Here is a 20671-nt window from a genome sequence, read left to right as displayed (position 1 = left end):
CGGAGGCAGCGCGCTTCCGCTAAGATTCCGCTCCCCCGGTCACCGGATCCCCCATGCTTCTGTCTGTCGCTGCCGTCGTTGCGGGTCTCGCCCTGCTGGTCTGGTCCGCCGACCGCTTCGTGCTGGGCGCGTCCGGCCTGGCCCGTGCCGCGGGCCTGTCCCCGCTGGTGATCGGCATGGTCGTGGTCGGCTTCGGTACGTCCAGCCCGGAGCTGGCGGTCTCGACGATGGCGTCGATCGAGGGCAACAGCGGCATCGCCTTGGGCAACGTAGTGGGCTCGAACATCGCCAACGTCGCACTGATCCTCGGCATCTGCGCCTTGATCCGACCGCTGGACGTGCAGTCCGGCATCCTGCGTCGCGAGCTGCCGATGGCGCTGGCGGCCAGTGTCGCCCTGCTGCTGATGGTGCTCGACGGAGCGCTGACACGCATCGACGGCCTGCTGCTGGCGTCAGGGCTGATCGCATTCCTGGTTTGGAGCGTGCGCGCGGCCCGGCGCGGCACTGCCGATCCCCTGGCCAGTGAAATGGCCGTGGAAGTCCCTCCGGCCATCAGCACCGGACGCGCGCTGCTCTGGATCGCGCTCGGCCTGCTAATGCTGGTCGCTTCGTCGCAGCTGCTGATCTGGGGCGCGGTCAACCTGGCGCGAATGATGGGCGTGTCCGACCTGGTGATCGGCCTGACCATCGTTGCCATCGGCACCAGCCTGCCGGAGCTGGCCGCCAGCGTCGCAGGGGTGCTGAAAAACGAGCACGACATTGCCATCGGCAACATCCTCGGCTCGAACCTGTTCAACATCCTGGCCATCCTGATCGCGCCAGCGCTGATCGTACCCGGCGCGATACCAGATCACATGCTGTTGTGGCGTGACATTCCGATCATGATCGCGACGATGCTGCTGCTTTTCGCCTCGGCCTCGGGGCTGCGCGGCCACCCACTGAAAGTCGAACGCGTCGACGGTGCGCTGCTGCTCGGCGTCTACATCGCCTACACCCTTATACTGCTGGCTTCCGCAGCCTCCGGCTAGAACCGGCTCGACATGGATCCAGAAAAACTCAAAGCCCTTGGGCGCCGTGCGCTGGAAATCGAACGCGACGCGCTGACCGCGCTGCTCGCCCGCGTTGACGACAGTTTCGTCCGCGCCTGCCAGATCATGCTCGGCTGCAAGGGTCGCATCGTCGTCACCGGCATGGGCAAATCCGGACATATCGGCGGCAAGCTGGCGGCGACGCTGGCCTCGACCGGCACCCCGGCGTTCTTCGTGCATCCCGGAGAAGCCAGCCACGGGGATCTCGGCATGATCACGCGCCAGGACGTCGTCCTCGCCATTTCGTACTCGGGTGAAACCGGAGAGCTCATCACCCTGCTGCCGCTGTTCAAACGCATGCGCGCGCCGATGATCGCGATGACCGGCAAGCCGCAGTCAACCCTGGCGCAGGCAGCTGACGTGCATGTCGACGTTTCGGTCGCACTGGAGGCCTGCCCTCTGAATCTGGCGCCGACCGCGAGCACCACCGCGACCTTGGCGATGGGCGATGCGCTGGCCGTCTCACTGCTTGAAGCCCGCGGCTTCACTCCTGAGGATTTCGCGCTGTCCCATCCAGGCGGCTCGCTGGGCCGACGTCTGCTGCTGAAGATTTCCGATGTGATGCACCGAGGGGAGCGCCTGCCGGTGGTCGCGCCTGAAACGCCATTGACCGCGGCGCTGCTCGAAATGACGCGCAAGGGCCTGGGCATGACCGCGGTGCTCGACAACGAGCGCAAGGTCATCGGCCTGTTCACCGACGGCGACCTGCGTCGCATCCTCGATCAGGGCATCGACGTGCGCACCGCTTCGATTGCCGATGTCATGACCGCGGGCGGCTACTCGATCACGTCGGACAAGCTGGCAGCCGAAGCCGTGGCCATGATGGAACAGCACAAGATCACGGCACTGCTGGTCAAGGATGCCGACCAGCATCTGGTCGGTATCGTGCACATGCACGATCTGCTACGCGCCGGAGTGGTGTGATGACGCGGCCCGACGAAGCCCAGATCCACGAGCGCGCGCAGGCCATCCGCTGCGTGTTCCTCGATATCGACGGCGTCCTCACCGACGGCAAGCTCTATATCGGACCGAACGGCGAAGAGACCAAGACCAACTACGTCCGCGACGGCTACGGCATCAAGCTGGCCCTCAAACAGGGACTGCACATCGCCGTCATCAGCGGACGCCCCTCCGAGTCGATGCGACAGCGACTGCAATGGCTGGGGATCGATCACATTGCGCTCGACACCGAAGACAAGGAGCCCGCGTATCTGCGCATTCGCACCGAACTGGGCCTGACCGATGCAGAGTGCGCGCACATCGGTGACGACGTGCCCGACCTGCCGCTGCTGCGGCGCGTGGGCCTGGCAATGACCGTCGCCGACGCCCACCCCAGCGCGCTCGAATGCGCGCACTGGGTCAGCCGCTACAGCGGCGGCCACGGCGCCGTGCGCGAAGCGATCGATCTGATCCTCGCGGCGCAGCAGCGCCTGCCGTACTGACGTGCCGCGCAACGTCGTCCTGCTGCCGGGCCTCGCCCTGATGTTGGCGCTGTCTGTGTGGCTGACACTGCGCAGCTTCCAGCCGCAGGAACTGGCGGAGCCGGAGGCAACCGTCCAGCGCCCCCGCTACCATCTCGAAGGCGCTGACTGGATGCGCTATGACGATACCGGCGCTGCATTGTTCGAAGTTACTGCGAACAGCGTCGACTATTTCGATGATGCCTCGATGCTGCTGCAAGCCGTGTCGGTGCGGCACCTCGGCGGCACTCAGGGCGCGTGGCTGTTGACCTCGGATCGCGGTAGCGTTCCGGCCGGTCAGAAGCGTCTGTTGCTGGAACCACAGGTCATCGTCGATGGTCAGGCGCCACAGCAGGATGACGTGACTTTGCACACGCCGCAGCTGTGGGTGAATTTTGACGCACGCACGATCAGCAGCCCGGCGGCCGTTCGCGCCGAAGCCCCGGGACGCAGCCTGGACGCCATCGGCATGCAGGCAGACTGGACAGGAGAACGCGTGGAATTTCTGGATCAAGTCGAGGTGCACCATGCGCCGCTGCAGTGACTGCATGCTAGGGCTGACGCTCGCCGTCACGCTGGCCGTAAGCGGAAGCGCCTGGGCGCAGTCCGGTTCTCGCGATGAGCTCAACGCGCTGCGCCCGACCGGCCCGGTCACGCTGACGGCCGATCGCGCCGAATGGGTGCAGGGTGGCACCGCGCAATACAGCGGAAACGTCTCGCTCAGCTCGGAAAACCTGCAACTGCGCGGCAGCAGCATGACCGTCATTCAGGGCGCGGGAAACAACTTCGAAGCACACATCACCGGCTCGCCGGCCCGCCTCAATCATCGCGGCACCGCCGGTGCCGAAGGCCTGACTGCGCAACCGGTCAGCGCGCAGGCGCAGCAGATCGACTACGACTCGCGCACCGGTGTCGTCCGTCTGACCGGTGGCGCCGAGTTGACACGTGGCGGCGATCAGATCAACGGCGAGCAGATCGACTACATCGTGGCACAGCGCCGGATTCGTGCTTCCGGCGGTGACAGCGGCCAGGTCCGCATTGTGATTCAACCACCGGAGCACGACGTCGCACCGGAAGCCGAGACCCCACCGATCCCGAGTCCGGACACCACGCCCCCGGCGAGCGATGACCGCGGAGAAACGCCGTGACATCCAGGCTGGTCGCAGAGAATCTGTTCAAGCGCTACAAGAAGCGCACCGTCGTGCGAGACGTGTCACTGAACCTTGAAGCCGGCGAAATCGTCGGCCTGCTTGGACCCAACGGCGCCGGCAAGACCACCTCGTTCTACATGATCGTCGGCCTGGTTGGCGCCGACAGCGGTCGCATCCTGCTGAACGACCGAGACATCACGGCGTTGCCGATGCACGCACGCGCCCGCCTCGGCATTGGTTATCTGCCCCAGGAAGCCAGCGTCTTCCGCAAGCTTTCAGTAGCCGACAACGTCATGGCGATCCTGGAACTGCGCGACGACCTCAAGAGCAGCCAGCGCAAGGTGGAACTGGACCGCCTGCTCGGCGAACTGCACATCACGCATATTCGCGAAGCCGAAGGCCAATCGCTTTCCGGCGGCGAGCGTCGGCGCGTCGAGATCGCCCGTGCGCTCGCGGCGAATCCGCATTTCATTCTGCTCGACGAACCCTTTGCCGGCGTTGATCCGATCGCCGTCGCCGACATTCAGGCCATCGTTTATCAACTGAGCGAGCGCGGCATCGGCGTTTTGATCACTGACCACAACGTGCGCGAGACCCTCGGCATCTGCAGCCGCGCCTACATCCTGGCTGAAGGTCAGGTCATTGCCGAAGGGGCGCCGGATGTCCTGCTGCAGAACGAGACCGTGCGCAAGGTCTACCTCGGCGAATCGTTCCACCTCTGAGCTTGCTTCAAGCGCAAGCACCGATCCCGAGCGGTGCAGGACTAATGATCGGTCACCTCGCCAGCAATACGTTCAGCTTGTTCCGCATTGCTGAAGCACCGCCGCGGGCAGCGCAGGGGTCCAGAGTCAGCAGTGATGCAAGCGACCGCGAGTGGCGGGGCATTTCACAGCGGATGCTGCGCCAGGAAGGCAAGGACCTCGTCGGCGAAGCGTTCGGGCTGTTCGCATTGCATGAAGTACCGCCATGAGCAGCGCGCAGGGCCCCCGCGTCAGCGGGGATGCAAGCGACCGCGAGTGGCGGGGCATTTCACAGCGGATGCTGCGCCAGGAAGGCGAGGACTTCGTTGGCGAAGCGTTCGGGTTGTTCGCATTGCATGAAATGCCCCGCCCCCTCGAAACGAACCGGCTCATAGTCCGCACCAAAACAATACGTCTGGTCTGCAAACAGCTCGGCACCCATGCAACCGTCCTCGGACCCGTAGATCACCTTTGCCGGAACGGGTAAAGGCTGTCGAATCAGCGACCAATTCAGCCGGCTGGCCAGCAGCCCTGGCAGCGCACGGTAATAAGCCAAGGCAGCAGCGAGGTGCGCGGGCTGTGACAGGGTTGCCTTCAGAGGCTCGAGATCAGCCTCGGTAAACGCCCAGCTCGGCGACCAACGCCGGATCAACTGCAGCAACCAGGCAAAGTCATCCGCGACGATGCGGCGCTCGGGGATTCCGCGCAGCTGGAAATAGGCGATGTAACGCGAACGGTTCAGCTGCTGCAGTGTCGGGCGCAACAGGAAATGATGCAGATGCGGAATGGCCCCGGTAACGACGGCAGGTACACGTTGCGGATCCATCGTCGCGGCGAAATACGTTGCGATCGCACCCCAGTCGTGGCCAACCAGTAGCGCGCGACGTTCACCCAGCGCGTCGATCAGGTGCAGCATGTCCTGTGCAATGGTCGTAATCCGGTAATCGCCGTCGCGCGCCAAGCCGCTGGGAGCATAGCCTGGCATGAACGGCGCGACCACGCGGTAGCCTGCTGCAGCAATCCGCTGCATCACCGGTACAAAACTGTATGCGGTGTCCGGGAAACCGTGCAGGCACAGCACCAGCGGCCCTTGGCCGTGCTCCAGATAGGCCAGCTCTATCCGACCCAGATCCATCCGCTGGATCGCTTCTTCCGTACTCATTGCTCACGCTCCGCTCGGCTGTGTCCCGGAGCGTGTTCGTTATCATGCCCCTCGCACTCAATATGGAGACTGTAATGGACTTTTCGCTGGACCGGATCGGTGAAGCCTCGCAATGGGTCGACCTCGCGTTGCCCCTGGGGGTACGACTGGTCTCTGCGCTTGCAATATTCGTTGTCGGCAAGTGGCTGGCCGGCCTGCTGGTGCGCTTGCTGCAGGGCGCGATGCGTCGCGGCAAGATTGACGAAACCCTGACGTCGTTCCTCGGCAACGTCGCTTATGGCGTCGCACTGGCCATTGTCGTGATTTCGGCACTGGGCCAGCTCGGGGTCAACACCACTTCCGCCGCGGCAGTCCTCGGTGGCGCCGCATTGGCGATCGGCCTGTCGTTGCAGGGACAGCTGTCGTCGCTGGCGGCCGGCGTGATGATCATCCTGTTCCGTCCATTCAAGGTCGGCGACGTTGTCGAGATCGGTGGCATCCTCGGCACCGTCGATGAGATCAAGATCATCCACTGCATCCTGAAGACGCCGGACAACCAGATCGTGGTGGTACCCAACTCCAGTGTGACCGGCAACACCATCACCAATTTCAGTGCGCTGCCGACGCGACGGATCGATTTGACGATCGGGATCGGTTACGGCTCGGACCTGCTCCAGGCCAAGCGGATCCTGGATCGCCTGCTGGCCGAAGAGAAGCGCATCCTGGCGCAGCCTGAGCGCAGCGTGCAGGTCAAGGAACTTGCCGACAGCTCGGTCAATTTTGCCGTACGCGGCTGGGTCAACAGCGGCGACTGGTGGGCGACGCGCTGCGATCTGACCGAGCGCATCAAACTCGCGTTCGACGCCGAAGGTATCGAGATTCCGTTCCCGCAGATGACCGTGCACCTGCCGACACCCCCGACTGGCGCCTGATCACCTTCCGCAAACGAGAACGCCCCCGCGGACGCGATGTCCGCGGGGGCGTCTGACGGCTTCAAGCGTCGATCAGGCCGGCTTGGCAGCGTAGGCGCGGCACCAGCCGCCCGAAGCAACCACCTTGCCCGGGAATGCGGCGCACGGCGCATGGCCGCCGCTTTCCTGCGCGGTCTGATACAGCGCGCACGAGTGGCATGCGCTGCCGGCCTTGTACGCTGCTTCCTTGGCCGAATTGATCTTGGTCGCGTCGATAACGTAACCCAGCGCCTGCGCGCTCGGATCGGTCTCCGACAGCGTTGCCGCGTCGGCAGCGGCAGCGGAACCGAGCTGCAGTGCCGGCAGCACCGCAAGACCGGTGGCAAAACCGCGCAGCAGTGCGCGACGGGACATGGTGTTCTGATTCATGGCTGGCCTCTTCTTCGATCAATGGCTGGCTAATGACGGCACTATACGCCGCCGGACCGAATCCTAACCTGATTCACATCAACGCCGCGTCACAAATCGGCACCCAAAGCGGGGAACTGGGGGGAGTATCTGACGAACGGCGCTTTGTCAGCGGGCACAGCCCTTCAGGTTCATCTGGCATTCAGGAACCGGGCGCCTCATCGGGCAATCCGAACTCTGTTCCAGAGCGTCGCGCTGATCAATCGAGAGAGATGTGCGGATCACGCCGACACGGTGCCCTGTACCGGGTACGCCCGGCACAGGTGGGTGCGGGAGGCGTGAAAAGCCTGCGCAGGGAAACGCTGCGCAGGACTCACCACGTTAGAACTTATCGCTGATCGCGCTTGGCTGCGGTGCGCGGATCACGCCGACACGGTGCCCTGTACCGGGCGCGCCCGGTACAGGTGGGTGCGGGAGGCGTGAAAAGCCTGCGCAGGGAAACGGTGCGCAGGACTCACCACGTTAGAACTTATCGCTGATCGCGCTTGGCCGAGGTGCGCAGGCGCAGCCCGTTCAGACGGATGAAGCCCTCGGCATCCTTCTGGTTGTAGGCGCCGCGATCGTCCTCGAAGGTCGACAGGGTCGCGTCGAACAGGGAATCGTCCGAGCGCCGTCCGGCGTTGTAGACGCTGCCCTTGAACAGCTTCAGACGCACCTCGCCATTGACCCGCTGCTGGGTGTCATCAATCAGAGCCTGCAGTGCCCGGCGTTCCGGAGAGAACCAGTAGCCGTTGTAGATCAGATGCGCATAGCGCGGCATCATCTCATCCTTCAGGTGAGCCTGTTCGCGATCAAGGCACAGGGACTCGATCGCCCGGTGGGCCTTCAGCAGAATGGTGCCTCCCGGTGTTTCGTAGCAGCCTCGCGACTTGATGCCGACGTAGCGGTTCTCGACGATGTCGAGCCTGCCGATGCCGTGACGGCCACCGAGTCGGTTCAGCGCGTCCAGCACGCCGAAAGGACTCAGCGGCTGGCCGTTGACGGCCACTGCGTCACCACGATCGAACGTGATCGTGACGATCTCAGCTTCGTCCGGCGCGTCTTCAGGGTTGGCCGTCAGGCGCCAGATGTCATCCGGCGGGCACCACCACGGATCCTCCAGGCCGCCCCCTTCATAGGAGATATGCAGCGCATTGGCGTCCATCGAGTACGGCGAGCCGCCGTCCTTCTTCTTGGCGATGGGAATGCCGTGCGTCTCGGCATAGGCCAGCAGCTTTTCGCGCGAGTTCAGGTCCCACTCGCGCCACGGCGCGATCACCTTGGCCTCGGGCCAGAGCGCGTATGCACCGAGCTCGAACCGGACCTGATCGTTGCCCTTGCCGGTGGCGCCATGGGCGATGGCATCACATCCGGTTTCCCGTGCGATGTCGACCAGGCGTTTGGCGATCAGCGGTCGAGCGATCGAAGTGCCAAGCAGATACTCGCCTTCATAGACGGCATTGGCGCGAAACATCGGGAACACGAAATCGCGCACGAATTCTTCGCGCAGGTCGTCAATGAAGATTTCCTTGACGCCAAACTGCTGCGCTTTCGGCCGCACCGAGTCGAGCTCCTCGCCCTGACCGATATCGGCGGTGAAGGTGACGACTTCGGCCTGATAGACATCCTGCAGCCACTTGAGAATGACCGAAGTATCCAGACCACCGGAATAGGCCAGCGCAATCTTGCGCACGGCCGAGCCCTGCTTGCTCATAGGTAAAACCCTGCGATTGGACGGTCGCGCCGACGATCGGCGCGGGGGGCGAGATTATATGTCCCGCGGTGCCGCTGCGGGGCCGCGAACCGACCCGGCGGGTGATTCCGGATATCCTATAACGCTACTACGACCCCGCGCTCATGGACTCTTCCGCACCCAAAACCAAAGTTGGTCACCGTTTCCGCGGCTTTCTGCCGGTGGTTGTCGACGTCGAAACCGGCGGATTCAATTCGCGCACCGACGCGCTGCTCGAGATCGCTGCGGTGATCCTCGGGGTGGAGGAGGACGGCACGCTGGTACGCCGACAGACCGTATTCGCGCACGTCGAACCGTTTCCCGGCGCCAACATCGAAGCGGCGGCGCTGGAGGTCAACGGCATCCGGATCGACAATCCACTGCGGCTGGCACTGCCCGAACGCGAGGCGCTGGATCACGTGTTCCGGCCAATTCGCAAAGCCGTGTCCGAAAACGGGTGTACACGCGCGATTCTGGTGGGGCACAACGCCCACTTCGATCTCGGCTTCGTGAATGCTGCGGTCGAGCGCACCGCGACCAAGCGCTGCCCGTTCCATCCGTTCAGCGTGTTCGACACGGCCACCCTGGCCGGCGCCGCACTGGGGCAGACGGTGCTGGCGCGCGCACTACAGGCCACCGGGCTGGGCTACGACGCGGAAGCGGCGCATTCGGCCATCTACGATGCCGAGAGCACGGCGGACCTCTATTGCCTGCTAGTCAATCGCATGCGCCCGCTTTACGACGAGTTCAGCCAGGCGCGCAACTCTCCCGCCGACCCCTGATCCCGAGCCGGCCATGCGCGCTTTGATCAAAGCCGTCATCGTTCTTGTGATTCTGCTCGGCGGCGTGGCGGGCACCCTGAGGTGGCAGTACGGCGGCGGCGGCGATTTTCCCGACCGCCATACGGGAGAACCGCGCCTTCCGGAATCCGCGCTGGAGGTCGTCGCAGAACTGCCAACGCCGCCGGGGAACATCGCGGTTTCCGCCGACGGGCGCGTGTTCGTCACGTTGCATCCGGAAGCACACCCAAAGTGGAGCGTGGTCGAGTTGGTCGACGGCCGCATGCAGCCCTGGCCTTCGGCCGAATTCCAGCAGGCCAACACCGCACCCCGGCACTTCCGCGACGTGCTGTCGCTGCGCATCGACCGCCAGAACCGCCTGTGGACCTTGGACAACGGCCAGCACGGCCTGCATCCCGCGCGTCTGCTGGCTTTCGATCTGACCCACGGCGAGGTCGTGCACGAGTTCGAATTTCCTCGCGAGATCGCCGGCCTCGGTTCGCACCTGAACGATTTTCAGGTATCGCCGGACGGCCAATGGGTCTACATCGCCGACGCCAGTTTTTTCGGCAAGCGCCCGGCATTGATCGTCTATGACGTTGCAGCACGCCATTCGCGGCGCCTGCTGGATCAGCATCCCGCGGTCCTGCCGGACCTGTACGTACCCACCGTCCAGGGTCGCCGGATGGAGCTGTTCGGCCTGATCGCCATTCGCCCTGGAGTGGATTCGATCGTACTGGACCGCGACGGCGAGTGGCTGTACTTCGCTCCGGTGACCGACCTGAATCTGTACCGAATCCGCACCGCGTCGCTGCGCGACCCGCGCATCGATGCCGCCACGCTGGCCGGCAGGGTTGAAGTGTTTGCGCCCAAGACCATGACCGACGGACTCACCATCGACAACGCCGGCACGATCTACCTGTCGGATCTGGAGCATTCGGCGATCGTCGAGCTGCGCCCGGACGGGTCGATGGCCACATTGCTGCAGAGCGAGCGCCTGCGCTGGCCTGACGGATTCAGCTTCGGTACAGATGGCTGGCTCTACATTAGTTGTTCGAGCCTGCAGCATGTGCTCGGCCAGCTACCGTCCTCGATTGCCGCACACGCCCCGTATCCGGTCTACCGCGTCCGGCTGGGCGTACAGGCTGTGCCCGGTCATTAATGCTTGGCGCAGTGCCCTGTAACAGAGGCATACTTGCTGTTCTGAAACTTGACTATTGCCCGACCTATCCACACCCATGCCGGCCATCCTGCGTCGCTTTTTCGTTCTTGCGGTCCTGCTGCTGGCGCTGCCAGCCCAGGCATTCGATCTCGACGATGTTGCCAAGAAAGCGTCCAAGCTGGCTGAAAAGCCGTATGAGAAGCCCGAGGTCAAGCTGCCGCCGACGCTGGCGAACCTGAACTACGATCAGTACCGTGATATCCGCTTCCGCCCTGATCATGCAATTTGGCGCGGCACGCGCATCCCGTTCGAGATCCAGCTGCTGCATCCCGGCCGCTACTACGACCGTGCGATCCGCCTCAACCTCGTCACCGCCGATGGCGTGAAGCCATTGCGCTATGACTCGCGCGACTTCGACTACGGCAAGAATCAGATCAATGTCGACGAGCTCAAGGATCTGGGCTTTGCCGGCTTCCGCGTGCACTACCCGCTAAACAGCGACGCCTACAAGGACGAGCTGATCGTATTCCAGGGCGCGAGCTATTTCCGCGCGCTGGGCAAAGGGCAGCGCTATGGCCTGTCGGCGCGCGGGCTGGCAGTGGACACCGGCGAACTCACCGGCGAAGAGTTTCCGTCGTTCACCGAGTTCTGGATCGAATGGCCACGCGCCGAAGATCACCAGTTGACGATCTATGCGCTGCTCGACTCCCAGCGCCTGACTGGCGCCTATCGCTTCAAGGTACGCCCGGGCGAGGACACCCGTGTCGAGGTCAGCTGCAAGCTGTTCTTCCGCAGCCAGGTCAACAAGATCGGCATCGGCGCGCTGACCAGCATGTTCATGTACGGCGAGAATCAGCCGGCGCCAGTCGAGGACTACCGTCCCGAAGTACACGACTCCGACGGTCTGCTGGTGCACACCGATCAGGAATGGGTTTGGCGCCCGCTGGTCAATCCGCGCCGCCTGCTGATCACCTCGTTCGGCACCACCAACCCGCGCGGTTTCGGACTGCTGCAGCGCGACCGCGATTTCGGACACTACGAAGATCTCGAAGCGCGCTACGAAACCCGTCCCAGTGCCTGGGTCGAACCCAAGGGTGAATGGGGCAAGGGCCGGGTCGAGCTGGTCATGATTCCGACCCCGGACGAAACCAACGACAACATCGTTGCCTATTGGGTACCGGAGCGCGCGCCACAGGCCGGCGACAGCGTCGCGTTTAACTACGACCTGTACTGGCAGCTGAATCCCGAACACCATCCGGATCTTGCACGTGCCGAACAGACCCGGCGCGGTCACGGCTGGGTCAAGGACGCCGACGATTCGCTACGCTTCCATATCGACTTCGCCGGCGGTCCTCTGACTGATCTGCCCGCCGACGCCAAAATTGTTCCCGGCGTCTGGATCGGCGACGGCGGTGAGCTGCTGGAACGCCAGGCCTACCGTAACGATGTCACCGGCGGCTGGCGCCTGAGCCTGCGGATCCGGCGCACGGACGAGTCCAAACCGCTTGAGATGCGCGCGGTGCTGACCGACGGCGAGCGCAACATCTCGGAAACCTGGGCATACGTCCTGCCCGCTGCATCGACGGCGCGCCGCCTTGGCGATCTCTGAGCGGACCCAGGCGGCAGCCAGCGAACCGAGGTTGGCGGCATACCTGGAACAGCTGGAACCCGACCCGCAAAGGCGCCAGAGCCTGCAGCATCAGGCTGCACAGGCAGCGGACCCCGCTCAGGTACCGTTTTCCGCCGTGCACCATGCACTGGCCGGCGAAAGCGACGGCAGCGACACCGATGCCGTTCGGCGTTCGGCCTCCGCGCGACTGCGCGCCTATGTGAGCGGCACTCCGCGCAAGGGCGATCACGGGCTGGACCGCTACATCGTCACCGACCGCCAGGGAGAGGTCCGTCTGGTCTCGACCCCGCCGTTGCAACGCGCGTCGATGAGTCCGGTGCCATGGAACAACAATCCCTTCAAGCGCCTGTGGCAGGCGCTGCGCCGGCGCGCGCTGGGCGTTCGCGGCCAGATGCATGCGCGTGAAGCGGCGGAAGTTGTGCCGTCGCAGGCGACGCCGTGGAAATTGACCGGCCGATTCCGCCGGGCGTTGCTGGTCCTGCTGATTCTGGCGCAGAGCTACGTCGCCACCTATTACATGTCGGCGATCCTGCCCTACCACGGGCAACACCCGCTGGAAATCACCATTCTGGTCATCTACGCAGTGCTGTTCGCGTGGATTTCCGCCGGTTTCTGGACCGCGGTGCTTGGTTTCTTCGTGCTCATGCGTGGCCGCGATCGTTACGCGATTTCGGCGAGCGCCGCGGCGGACACTGCGATCGATGCGAACGCGCGCACCGCGATCCTGGTGCCGATCTGCAACGAGGATGTCGTGCGCGTATTTGCCGGCGTCCGTGCGACCTGGGATTCGATCTGCCGTCAAGGCCTGCGCGACCGCTTTGATCTGTTCATTCTCAGCGACAGCTACAACGCCGATACTCGCGTGGCGGAAATCGATGCATGGCTGAACCTGTGCCGCGATGTCGACGGCTTCGGCCGCATCTTCTATCGCCGCCGCACCCACCGCATCAAACGCAAGTCCGGGAATATTGCCGACTGGTGCCGCCGCTGGGGCAGCGCCTATCGCTATATGGTGATCCTCGACGCCGACAGCGTGATGTCCGGTGATTGCCTGCAGCGTCTGGTGCAGCTGATGGAGGCGAATCCCGGCGCGGGCATCATCCAGACCGCGCCGCGCGCGGCCGGACGCGAAACCCTGTATTCACGCATTCAGCAATTCGCCACACGCGTGTACGGCCCGCTGTTTACCGCCGGCCTGCACTGCTGGCAGCTGGGCGAATCGCACTACTGGGGACACAACGCGATCATCCGCGTGGCGCCGTTCATGGAGCACTGCGCGCTGGGCCGCCTGCCCGGTCGCGGCGCCCTGTCCGGCGAAATCATGAGCCACGACTTCGTCGAGGCGGCACTGATGCGCCGTGCCGGCTGGGGCGTGTGGATCGCCTACGACCTGCCCGGCTCCTACGAGGAAATGCCGCCGACCCTGCTCGACGAACTCAAGCGCGACCAGCGCTGGTGCCAGGGCAATCTGCAGAATTTCCGGCTGTTCTTTGCCCAAGGCCTACACCCCGCACATCGCGCCGTGTTCATGACCGGCGTGATGGCCTACCTGTCGGCGCCGCTGTGGTTCCTGTTCCTGCTGCTGTCCACCGCGCTGATTGCAGTGTTCGCGGTCGGCGAACCGCAATACTTCACCGAACCCAACCAGCTGTTTCCGAACTGGCCGAGCTGGCATCCCGAATGGGCGATCCGCCTGTTTGGCGGCACCATGACCTTGCTGCTGCTGCCCAAGCTGCTGGCAATGCTGCTGATCGTGCTGAAGCCGGATCAGTGGCGGGGTTACGGTGGCGTCTTCAAACTCGCCGCCAGCACCGTGCTGGAAATGCTGTTCTCCGCTGCACTGGCACCGATCCGCATGCTGTTCCATACGCGCTACGTGCTGAGCGCAATGGCCGGGTTCTCGGTCAAATGGCAGTCGCCTCCACGCGAGGACGCGCAGACCTTGTGGCGCGACGCCCTGCGGCGTCACGGCGGCGGCACCGTGCTGGGTTTGTGCTGGTTGGGCGCGATCTACTGGCTCAACCCGGATTTCCTGTGGTGGCTGCTTCCCGTAGCCGGCAGCTTGGTATTGGCGATCCCGCTGTCGGTCTGGAGCTCACGGGTCAGGCTCGGTCGCGGCACCCGCGATGCGCGCCTGTTCCTGATTCCGGAAGAATCGATTCCACCGCGGGAACTGCGCTGGCTGCGCGCCGGCCTGCGTCGCGCAGCCCCCCCGCCCGCGTTCCACAGCGCGGTGGGTGATCCGGCGATCAATGCCCTGCTGTGCCTGTCCGAGCATCACCGCACGCGCCTTTCGACTGCGGCACGGACGCAGCGCAACTGGACCGTGGACGAGTCCGCTCGCCTGGCCCCGCGCGAGATTGATGAGATCTCACGCAACCGGCTACTGTCGGACCCGCACAGCATGGCGCGTTTCCATCTGCGGGCCTGGACCGATCCGTTGGCCGATCCCGGCTGGCGCGCGCGCTAAACAGCGCCCGGCGTCGCCGAAAACCCTGATAGCTTGGGAGGCGCGTGTCACACAAACGACACGCTGTCGTCATGTCGTGTTTACAGTGGCTTCATAGAGTGCGTGGCATCAGAACTGGAGTGTTCTCATGTCCGCACAGATGGATGGTGACCTGCCGCGTCGACCGCGTTTCGAAGTCGGCCTGGCACAAACGCCCGAGCAAATCCTGCAAACGCAGCAGCTGCGCTACCGCATTTTCGCTGGCGAACTCGGCGCGCAAATCGATGGCGGAATCCTGGGCATCGATCACGATCAATACGATCCGCACTGCCGCCACCTGACGGTGACAGAGCCGGACAGCGGCCGCGTGGTCGCCTGCACCCGCATCCTGACCGATGAGCGTGCACCCAAGGTTGGCGGCTTCTACTCGTCTGGCGAGTTCGATCTGGCGATGATCGACTCACTGCCGGGGCGCCTGATGGAAATCGGCCGCACCTGTGTCGATCCGGAATTCCGCAACGGCGCGGTGATCGCAACGCTGTGGCAGGGCATCGCTTCGTTCATCATCAACGAAGGCTTTGACTACCTGTTCGGCTGCGCCAGCATCGGGCTGGAGGACGGGGGTGCAGCGGCTCACGCGATCCTCGCGCAGATCCGCAGCAAGCATCTCGCGCCGGATTCGCAGCGCGTACGTCCGTACATTCCGCTGCCGGCCGCCGACAGCCGTCCGACCGAGAAGCCGCGCATGCCGCCGCTGCTCAAGGCCTACCTGAGCCTTGGCGCCAAGGCCTGCGGTGACGCCTACTGGGATCGCGAATTCAACTGCGCTGACGTTTTCATGCTGCTCAACGTAAGTGATCTGCACCCACGGTATGCGCGCCACTTCCTCGGCCGCCAGGGCGAATCGGCTCCTGCGATAACCGCAGGTCACGCCTGAGCTTGCCAGCGCCAACGCGGACGCACGCCGTGCCCCGGGTCATCATGGTCTGGATACGCAGCGCAAGACTGCTCGGCCACATCGTGGCCGGAGTGGTCGCCGCGACCGCGGTCAGAATCGATCCGACCCAGCGCCTGCATCCGGAGCCGGTGGCACGTTGGTGGTCGCGCAAGCTGCTGCGCATCCTTAATCTGCAACTGACGATCCACGGCCAGGCACTCAACGGGCCGCGCGTGACCGTTGCCAACCACATCTCGTGGCTGGACATCCCGTTGCTGGCCGCTGGCGGCGATTTCCGCTTCATCGCCAAATCTGAAATCCGCACGTGGCCGGTCGCGGGATGGCTCGCCGATGCGGCCGGGACCTTCTACATCCGCCGCGGCAAGGGCGGTGCGCGCCCGCTGCTGGAACGTCTGGTCCCACATCTGATCAACGGCGGCAGCGTGGTGCTGTTTCCGGAAGGCACGACCACGGCCGGCACCGACGTTCTGCCGTTCCACGCGCGCCTGTTCGCCGCAGCGGTCGAATCCGGCACCGACGTTCAACCGGTCGCCCTGCGCTACCTGCCCACCGCGGACGGGCGCTCTATCGCCCCGTTCATTGGTGACGATGACCTGTTCAGCCACATCCTGCGCCTGTTGCGCGAGCCGAAACTGCATGCGGAGCTGATCTACGGCGGCCCGATCGCCAGCGCGACTCTGGAACGCGACGAACTCGCCCGCGTCGCGCGCCAGCAGATCAGGCATTCACTGCAGCCAGGGCTCACCGAAGACTCCGTCCCGGCACAAACCGCGACCCGGCTCGCCGCCTGAAGCGCCATCGCAGACCGATTCGAACGAGATGCTGTGCTAACGTCACAGCATGAACGCGTACCGCCCTTTCCTGCTGACTCTGGCGCTGTGTGCACTGCATCCGGCACACGCGGCGCCGCCCCCCGAAGTACAGCCCTTCACCCAGTGCCGCAGCCTCTCCGGCGACGACGAACGCCTGATTTGCTACGACAACGCCGCAGCGGCCTGGAGCGAACCCGCTGCGGTCCCGGTGACGCCGTCGTCCCCAATGCCAATCGCGCAAACCGTCAGTCCGACACCGCAGGAGCCTGCGTCAGCGCCGCCCCCGGCGACGGCGCCTGCTCCGGCCGCCCCCATCGCGGATTTCGGCGCCGAATCACTGCCGAAGACCGGCGTGGACAGGGACAAGGCTCCTCCGGACGAGATCCACTCGCGCATCCTCGGTGAGTTTCGCGGCTGGGAGGCGAAAACCCGCTTCGAGCTCGAGAACGGACAGGTCTGGGAGTGCGTGAACTGCCGCTCGGTCTCCCTGCTGAAGCAGAATCCAGAAGTCACGATCCGGCGTGGGTTCATCAGCGGATACTGGCTCAAGATCGACGGTCTGAACACGCAGGCACCAGTACGCCGGATCAAGTAGCCGCGAAGGTGACACTCCGCTGCGCGTTACAATAGCCGGGCACCGACCTGGAACCCCCATGAGCACCTCGTCCGACCAGCCCGCCAGCACGCCTGCGCCTGCTCCCGCAGCAACCACCAAACCCGCAGGGATCAAACCCGTGATCCAGGGCGAGAAACTGCGCGGCGCCGACAAGATGGCGCGCATCCCGATCAAGATCGAACCGACGGTAACGCCGTTACGCAAGCCGGAATGGATTCGCGCCAAGTCCTCGGCGACGCCGGAGGTGGCCCGGATCAAGGCCGCGCTGCGCGAGAACAAGCTGCATACGGTGTGCGAGGAAGCCGCCTGCCCCAATCTGGGAGAGTGCTTCGGCAAGGGCACCGCAACGTTCATGATCATGGGCGACATCTGCACCCGGCGCTGTCCGTTCTGCGACGTCGGCCACGGCCGGCCCAATCCGCTGGACGCCGACGAACCGGTCAATCTCGCGCGCACGATCCGCGACATGCGGCTGCGTTACGTCGTCATCACCTCAGTCGATCGCGACGACCTGCCCGACGGCGGTGCCGCGCATTTCACCGCCTGCATTCGCGAATCCCGTGCGCTGTCTCCGAACCTGACGATCGAAGTGCTAGTGCCGGACTTCCGCGGTCGCATGGACCCGGCCTTGGCGATCTTCAAGGACACACCGCCGGACGTGTTCAACCACAATCTCGAAACCGTTCCGCGGTTGTACAAGCAGGCACGGCCGGGTTCGGATTACGAATGGAGTCTGGACCTGCTGGAGCGCTTCAAGGGCATGCATCCCGAAGTTCCGACCAAGTCCGGCCTGATGCTGGGCCTGGGCGAGGAAATCGAGGAGATCGAGCAGGTCATGCGCGATCTGCGCGCGCACCAGGTCAACATGCTGACTCTGGGACAGTACCTGCAGCCGTCCAAGCATCATCTGCCGGTCTCGCGGTACGTGCGGCCCGAGGAATTCGAGCGCCTGCGCGTGCTGGGCGAACAGATGGGCTTCTCGCACGTGGCCAGCGGGCCAATGGTGCGCTCCAGTTATCACGCCGATCAGCAGGCTCACGGCGTGCTGGCGCAGGCCTGAGTCGCCACCACGACGCTCAATGGCCGACGGCCCGCTCCCCGCTGCGGAATATCTGGAGCTGATCGCGCGCGCACCGCTGGTGTCGATCGACTTGATCGTGCGCGACACCGGAGGCCGGACACTGGTGGGGATGCGGCGTAACGCCCCAGCCAAAGGCTATTGGTTCGTCCCTGGCGGGGCGATCCGCAAGGGCGAAACCCTGGATCATGCTTTCGCCCGCATCTCCCATACCGAACTCGGGCAGTCGTTCGCGCGGCGCGACGCCGCCCTGCTCGGCGTCTACGATCATCTGTATGTCGACAACTTCATGGGCGTGCCCGGCATCGGCACCCACTACGTGGTCCTGGCACATACGCTGCAGATCACCACAGCGCTCGAACTGCCACGGAGTCAGCACAGCGAGTTCCGCTGGATGACGCCGCTGGAGCTGCGCGAACACCCGCAGGTTCACGCCAATACGCGCGCATATTTCGAGACGGTCTGAGCCCTCGAGACATCCCTGAAGACGGCGGCTGCGACGGACTCGACTCAGTCGCTTTCGATCGCGCCGAGCAGACGTTGATGAATGCCGCCGAAATCGCCGTTGGACATCACCAGCACCCGATCGCCCGGCTGTGCCTCTGCCGCCACCGCCGCGATCAGAGGTTCCAGCGCATCGAACACCTGCAGACGCGGACCGACACCGGACAGCGCTGCGTGCGCGTCCCACTTCAGATCCGGCCGCGCGTAGACGAAACATTGCTGCGCATGCGTCAGGCTTTGCGCCAGCTCGGCCGACTGCGTGCCCAGACGCATGGTGTTGGAGCGCGGCTCCAGCACCGCAAGGATGCGGCCATCACCGGCGGCGCGCAGCGCATCGATCGTCACCGCAATCGCGGTCGGATGATGCGCAAAGTCGTCATAGACCGTGATCCCGCGCGCCTGCCCGACCTGCTCCAGACGCCGGCGCACATTGCGAAAACCCTTGATCCCTTCGATCAACGCCGGGATCGATACGCCAACGTGATGCGCAGCGGCAAACGCCGCCAGCACGTTGGAGCGGTTATGCGCACCCAGCAGCGGCGAGTGCACCCGCCCCTGTGGCCGACCTTCGATCAACAGTTCAAAAGTCGCGCCGTCACTGTCGTCGATTGGCAGCGCCGACCAGCCGCGCGTATCGTCGAAAGTGCACTGCTCGCTCCAGCAGCCCTGCTCCAGCACCCGCGCCAGATTGGCATCTGCGCCATTGACGATCAGGCGGCCCTGCCCCGGAACGGTACGGATCAGATGATGGAACTGGCGCTCGATTGCGGCCAGATCCGGAAAGATATCGGCGTGGTCGTATTCGAGGTTGTTCAGAATCGCCGTCCGCGGCCGGTAGTGCACGAACTTTGAACGCTTGTCGAAGAACGCGGTGTCGTACTCGTCGGCCTCGATCACGAAGTACTTCGATGTTCCGAGCCGCGCCGAGATGCCGAAGTTCTGTGGCACGCCGCCGACCAGAAAACCCGGTTCCAGCCCGGCATGCTCCAGCAGCCACGCCAGAATCGAGGTCGTCGTGGTCTTGCCATGCGTGCCCGCCACCGCCAGCACGTGACGATCACGCAACACGTTCTCGGCCAGCCACTGCGGACCCGAGGTGTACGGCAGACCGGCATTGAGCACGTATTCCATCGCCGCATTGCCGCGGCTGACGACGTTGCCGACCACGACCATGTCCGGCGCCGGCTGCAGGTGCTCCGGCAGATAGCCCTGCATCACGGTGATGCCGAGGGCTTCGAGCTGGGTCGACATCGGCGGCCACGCTGCAGCATCGGAGCCAGTCACGCGATGCCCGGCTTCGCGCGCAATCGCAGCAATACCGGCCATGAAGGTGCCACAGACCCCCAGAATATGGATGTGCATCGTCCGCCTTAGCCCATGCCGAAGAGGGTGCCGGCCAGCGTGCCGGCGAAGGCCACGACGAACAGCACCACGAAGGCGATGATCAGCGCCACGATCACGCCCACCCAGAACGGCACGTTGGCCGCGTGACGGAAGATGTGCGCGGTCACCGCGAAATTCCAGAAATTCAGCAGGTTCATCAGCAGCACGACGGACTGCGGCAACTTCAGGGTGTCCGGCTGCTCCAGCAGCTCCGGATGTTCCGCAATCTGACGCAGCATCGGCGCGACCTGCGCAAACAACGGCAGCATCAGCAGCGTTAGCACTGTCGCCGTAGCCAGCAGCGCGTGGAAGGTCTGGCTGAAGCGCTCAGGCACGCCCCGCGCACGCAGGACCGAGCGCGTCACCAGCGCGGTACCGGCAACCATCGCCGCCGCCATGGCCACCGCGCTGGACAGCGGCAGCACCTGCACGAAGACCGCGACGTTGGCGCCAGCAGCCGCCAGCATCAGCGGCCAGGTCTGGCGGGGATCGAAGGGCAGGTCTTGCGGGCCGGCGCGAAAGCTGAGAATTCTCAGTGCGGCAATGAATATCTGCGCGAACATGGGGTCGTGATTCGGTGTGAGCGGCTATTCTAGGCGTTTTACCGGACCCACCGACGGGGCCCGACGG

At 64.5% G+C, this 20671-nt stretch carries 22 protein-coding genes; 17 read left to right on the top strand and 5 right to left on the bottom strand.

Annotated elements, in window-relative coordinates; translation table 11 throughout:
* Positions 1–53: 53 nt before the first annotated feature.
* Genes E4T66_RS02650 through E4T66_RS02620 form a run of 7 tightly spaced genes read left to right on the top strand, consistent with a single transcriptional unit; the run spans position 54 to position 4669 of the window.
* Entirely contained in the window at positions 54–1028 is a 975-nt protein-coding gene (locus E4T66_RS02650) for a calcium/sodium antiporter (protein ID WP_136847344.1), read from the top strand.
* Positions 1029–1040: 12 nt separating this feature from the next.
* Positions 1041–2012 (top strand): KpsF/GutQ family sugar-phosphate isomerase, encoded by a 972-nt coding sequence (locus E4T66_RS02645; RefSeq protein WP_136847343.1) that lies wholly within the window; start codon positions 1041–1043, stop codon positions 2010–2012.
* Complete coding sequence (locus tag E4T66_RS02640; protein WP_136847342.1) at positions 2012–2530, top strand: KdsC family phosphatase; 519 nt, start codon at positions 2012–2014, stop codon at positions 2528–2530. Before E4T66_RS02645 ends, E4T66_RS02640 begins: the two co-directional genes overlap by 1 nt.
* A gap of 1 nt (position 2531) precedes the next feature.
* Positions 2532–3092: an LPS export ABC transporter periplasmic protein LptC gene (gene lptC, locus E4T66_RS02635; protein WP_136847341.1), complete on the top strand. Its 561-nt coding sequence runs from the start codon at positions 2532–2534 to the stop codon at positions 3090–3092.
* A gap of 4 nt (positions 3093–3096) precedes the next feature.
* Positions 3097–3696: a lipopolysaccharide transport periplasmic protein LptA gene (gene lptA / locus E4T66_RS02630; RefSeq protein ID WP_169577445.1), complete on the top strand. Its 600-nt coding sequence runs from the start codon at positions 3097–3099 to the stop codon at positions 3694–3696.
* Complete coding sequence (lptB, locus tag E4T66_RS02625) at positions 3693–4421, top strand: LPS export ABC transporter ATP-binding protein (RefSeq protein ID WP_136847339.1); 729 nt, start codon at positions 3693–3695, stop codon at positions 4419–4421. Before lptA ends, lptB begins: the two co-directional genes overlap by 4 nt.
* A gap of 44 nt (positions 4422–4465) precedes the next feature.
* The gene (locus E4T66_RS02620; RefSeq protein ID WP_136847338.1) at positions 4466–4669 is read left to right on the top strand and encodes a hypothetical protein; all 204 of its coding nucleotides are present in this window, start codon (positions 4466–4468) and stop codon (positions 4667–4669) included.
* Positions 4670–4728: 59 nt separating this feature from the next.
* Here the strand turns inward: E4T66_RS02620 and E4T66_RS02615 are convergent, their stop codons facing one another.
* Positions 4729–5601 carry an alpha/beta fold hydrolase gene (locus E4T66_RS02615; protein ID WP_136847337.1) on the bottom strand — a complete coding sequence of 291 codons (873 nt, stop codon included), beginning with the start codon at positions 5599–5601 and terminating at the stop codon, positions 4729–4731.
* 74 nt (positions 5602–5675) lie between these two features.
* Here E4T66_RS02615 and E4T66_RS02610 point away from each other — a divergent pair, with 74 nt between their 5' ends.
* Positions 5676–6512: a mechanosensitive ion channel family protein gene (locus tag E4T66_RS02610; protein WP_136847336.1), complete on the top strand. Its 837-nt coding sequence runs from the start codon at positions 5676–5678 to the stop codon at positions 6510–6512.
* Between the two features lie 72 nt (positions 6513–6584).
* Here E4T66_RS02610 and E4T66_RS02605 read toward each other — a convergent pair whose 3' ends face one another.
* Together E4T66_RS02605 and E4T66_RS02600 are read right to left on the bottom strand one after the other, a co-directional pair.
* Entirely contained in the window at positions 6585–6920 is a 336-nt protein-coding gene (locus tag E4T66_RS02605) for a high-potential iron-sulfur protein (protein ID WP_136847335.1), read from the bottom strand.
* A gap of 508 nt (positions 6921–7428) precedes the next feature.
* Positions 7429–8652: an argininosuccinate synthase gene (locus E4T66_RS02600; RefSeq protein ID WP_136847334.1), complete on the bottom strand. Its 1224-nt coding sequence runs from the start codon at positions 8650–8652 to the stop codon at positions 7429–7431.
* A 143-nt stretch (positions 8653–8795) separates the two neighbouring features.
* Between E4T66_RS02600 and rnt the strand changes: the two genes are divergently transcribed.
* The 9 genes from rnt to E4T66_RS02555 all read left to right on the top strand — a co-directional run bounded on the left by rnt (position 8796) and on the right by E4T66_RS02555 (position 18620).
* Positions 8796–9452 carry a ribonuclease T gene (gene rnt, locus E4T66_RS02595; RefSeq protein WP_136847333.1) on the top strand — a complete coding sequence of 219 codons (657 nt, stop codon included), beginning with the start codon at positions 8796–8798 and terminating at the stop codon, positions 9450–9452.
* Between the two features lie 13 nt (positions 9453–9465).
* Positions 9466–10611 carry an L-dopachrome tautomerase-related protein gene (locus E4T66_RS02590; protein ID WP_136847332.1) on the top strand — a complete coding sequence of 382 codons (1146 nt, stop codon included), beginning with the start codon at positions 9466–9468 and terminating at the stop codon, positions 10609–10611.
* Between the two features lie 76 nt (positions 10612–10687).
* Positions 10688–12220, top strand: a complete 1533-nt coding sequence (locus tag E4T66_RS02585; RefSeq protein WP_136847517.1) for a glucan biosynthesis protein G — start codon at positions 10688–10690, stop codon at positions 12218–12220.
* Positions 12207–14711, top strand: a complete 2505-nt coding sequence (gene mdoH, locus E4T66_RS02580; protein WP_211242728.1) for a glucans biosynthesis glucosyltransferase MdoH — start codon at positions 12207–12209, stop codon at positions 14709–14711. The genes E4T66_RS02585 and mdoH overlap by 14 nt, the downstream gene beginning before the upstream one ends.
* A 127-nt stretch (positions 14712–14838) precedes the next feature.
* Positions 14839–15627 carry a GNAT family N-acetyltransferase gene (locus tag E4T66_RS02575; protein ID WP_136847330.1) on the top strand — a complete coding sequence of 263 codons (789 nt, stop codon included), beginning with the start codon at positions 14839–14841 and terminating at the stop codon, positions 15625–15627.
* A 29-nt stretch (positions 15628–15656) separates the two neighbouring features.
* Entirely contained in the window at positions 15657–16439 is a 783-nt protein-coding gene (locus E4T66_RS02570) for a lysophospholipid acyltransferase family protein (protein ID WP_136847329.1), read from the top strand.
* Positions 16440–16488: 49 nt separating this feature from the next.
* Entirely contained in the window at positions 16489–17055 is a 567-nt protein-coding gene (locus E4T66_RS02565; RefSeq protein ID WP_136847328.1) for a hypothetical protein, read from the top strand.
* Positions 17056–17113: 58 nt separating this feature from the next.
* Complete coding sequence (lipA, locus tag E4T66_RS02560) at positions 17114–18136, top strand: lipoyl synthase (RefSeq protein WP_136847327.1); 1023 nt, start codon at positions 17114–17116, stop codon at positions 18134–18136.
* A 19-nt stretch (positions 18137–18155) separates the two neighbouring features.
* The gene (locus E4T66_RS02555) at positions 18156–18620 is read left to right on the top strand and encodes a GDP-mannose mannosyl hydrolase (protein ID WP_136847326.1); all 465 of its coding nucleotides are present in this window, start codon (positions 18156–18158) and stop codon (positions 18618–18620) included.
* A gap of 44 nt (positions 18621–18664) precedes the next feature.
* Here the strand turns inward: E4T66_RS02555 and mpl are convergent, their stop codons facing one another.
* A complete protein-coding gene (gene mpl, locus E4T66_RS02550) occupies positions 18665–20020 on the bottom strand; it encodes a UDP-N-acetylmuramate:L-alanyl-gamma-D-glutamyl-meso-diaminopimelate ligase (protein ID WP_136847325.1) in 1356 nt (451 codons plus the stop codon).
* A gap of 8 nt (positions 20021–20028) precedes the next feature.
* A complete protein-coding gene (locus E4T66_RS02545) occupies positions 20029–20604 on the bottom strand; it encodes a hypothetical protein (RefSeq protein ID WP_136847324.1) in 576 nt (191 codons plus the stop codon).
* Positions 20605–20671: the final 67 nt, after the last annotated feature.

Origin of the sequence: Sinimarinibacterium arenosum (assembly GCF_005047655.1) — a bacterium.
Classification (GTDB): Bacteria; Pseudomonadota; Gammaproteobacteria; order Nevskiales; family Nevskiaceae; genus Solimonas.
The sequence above is the reverse complement of the archived record's forward strand: the minus strand, read 5'-3'. Positions and strand labels throughout refer to the sequence as shown.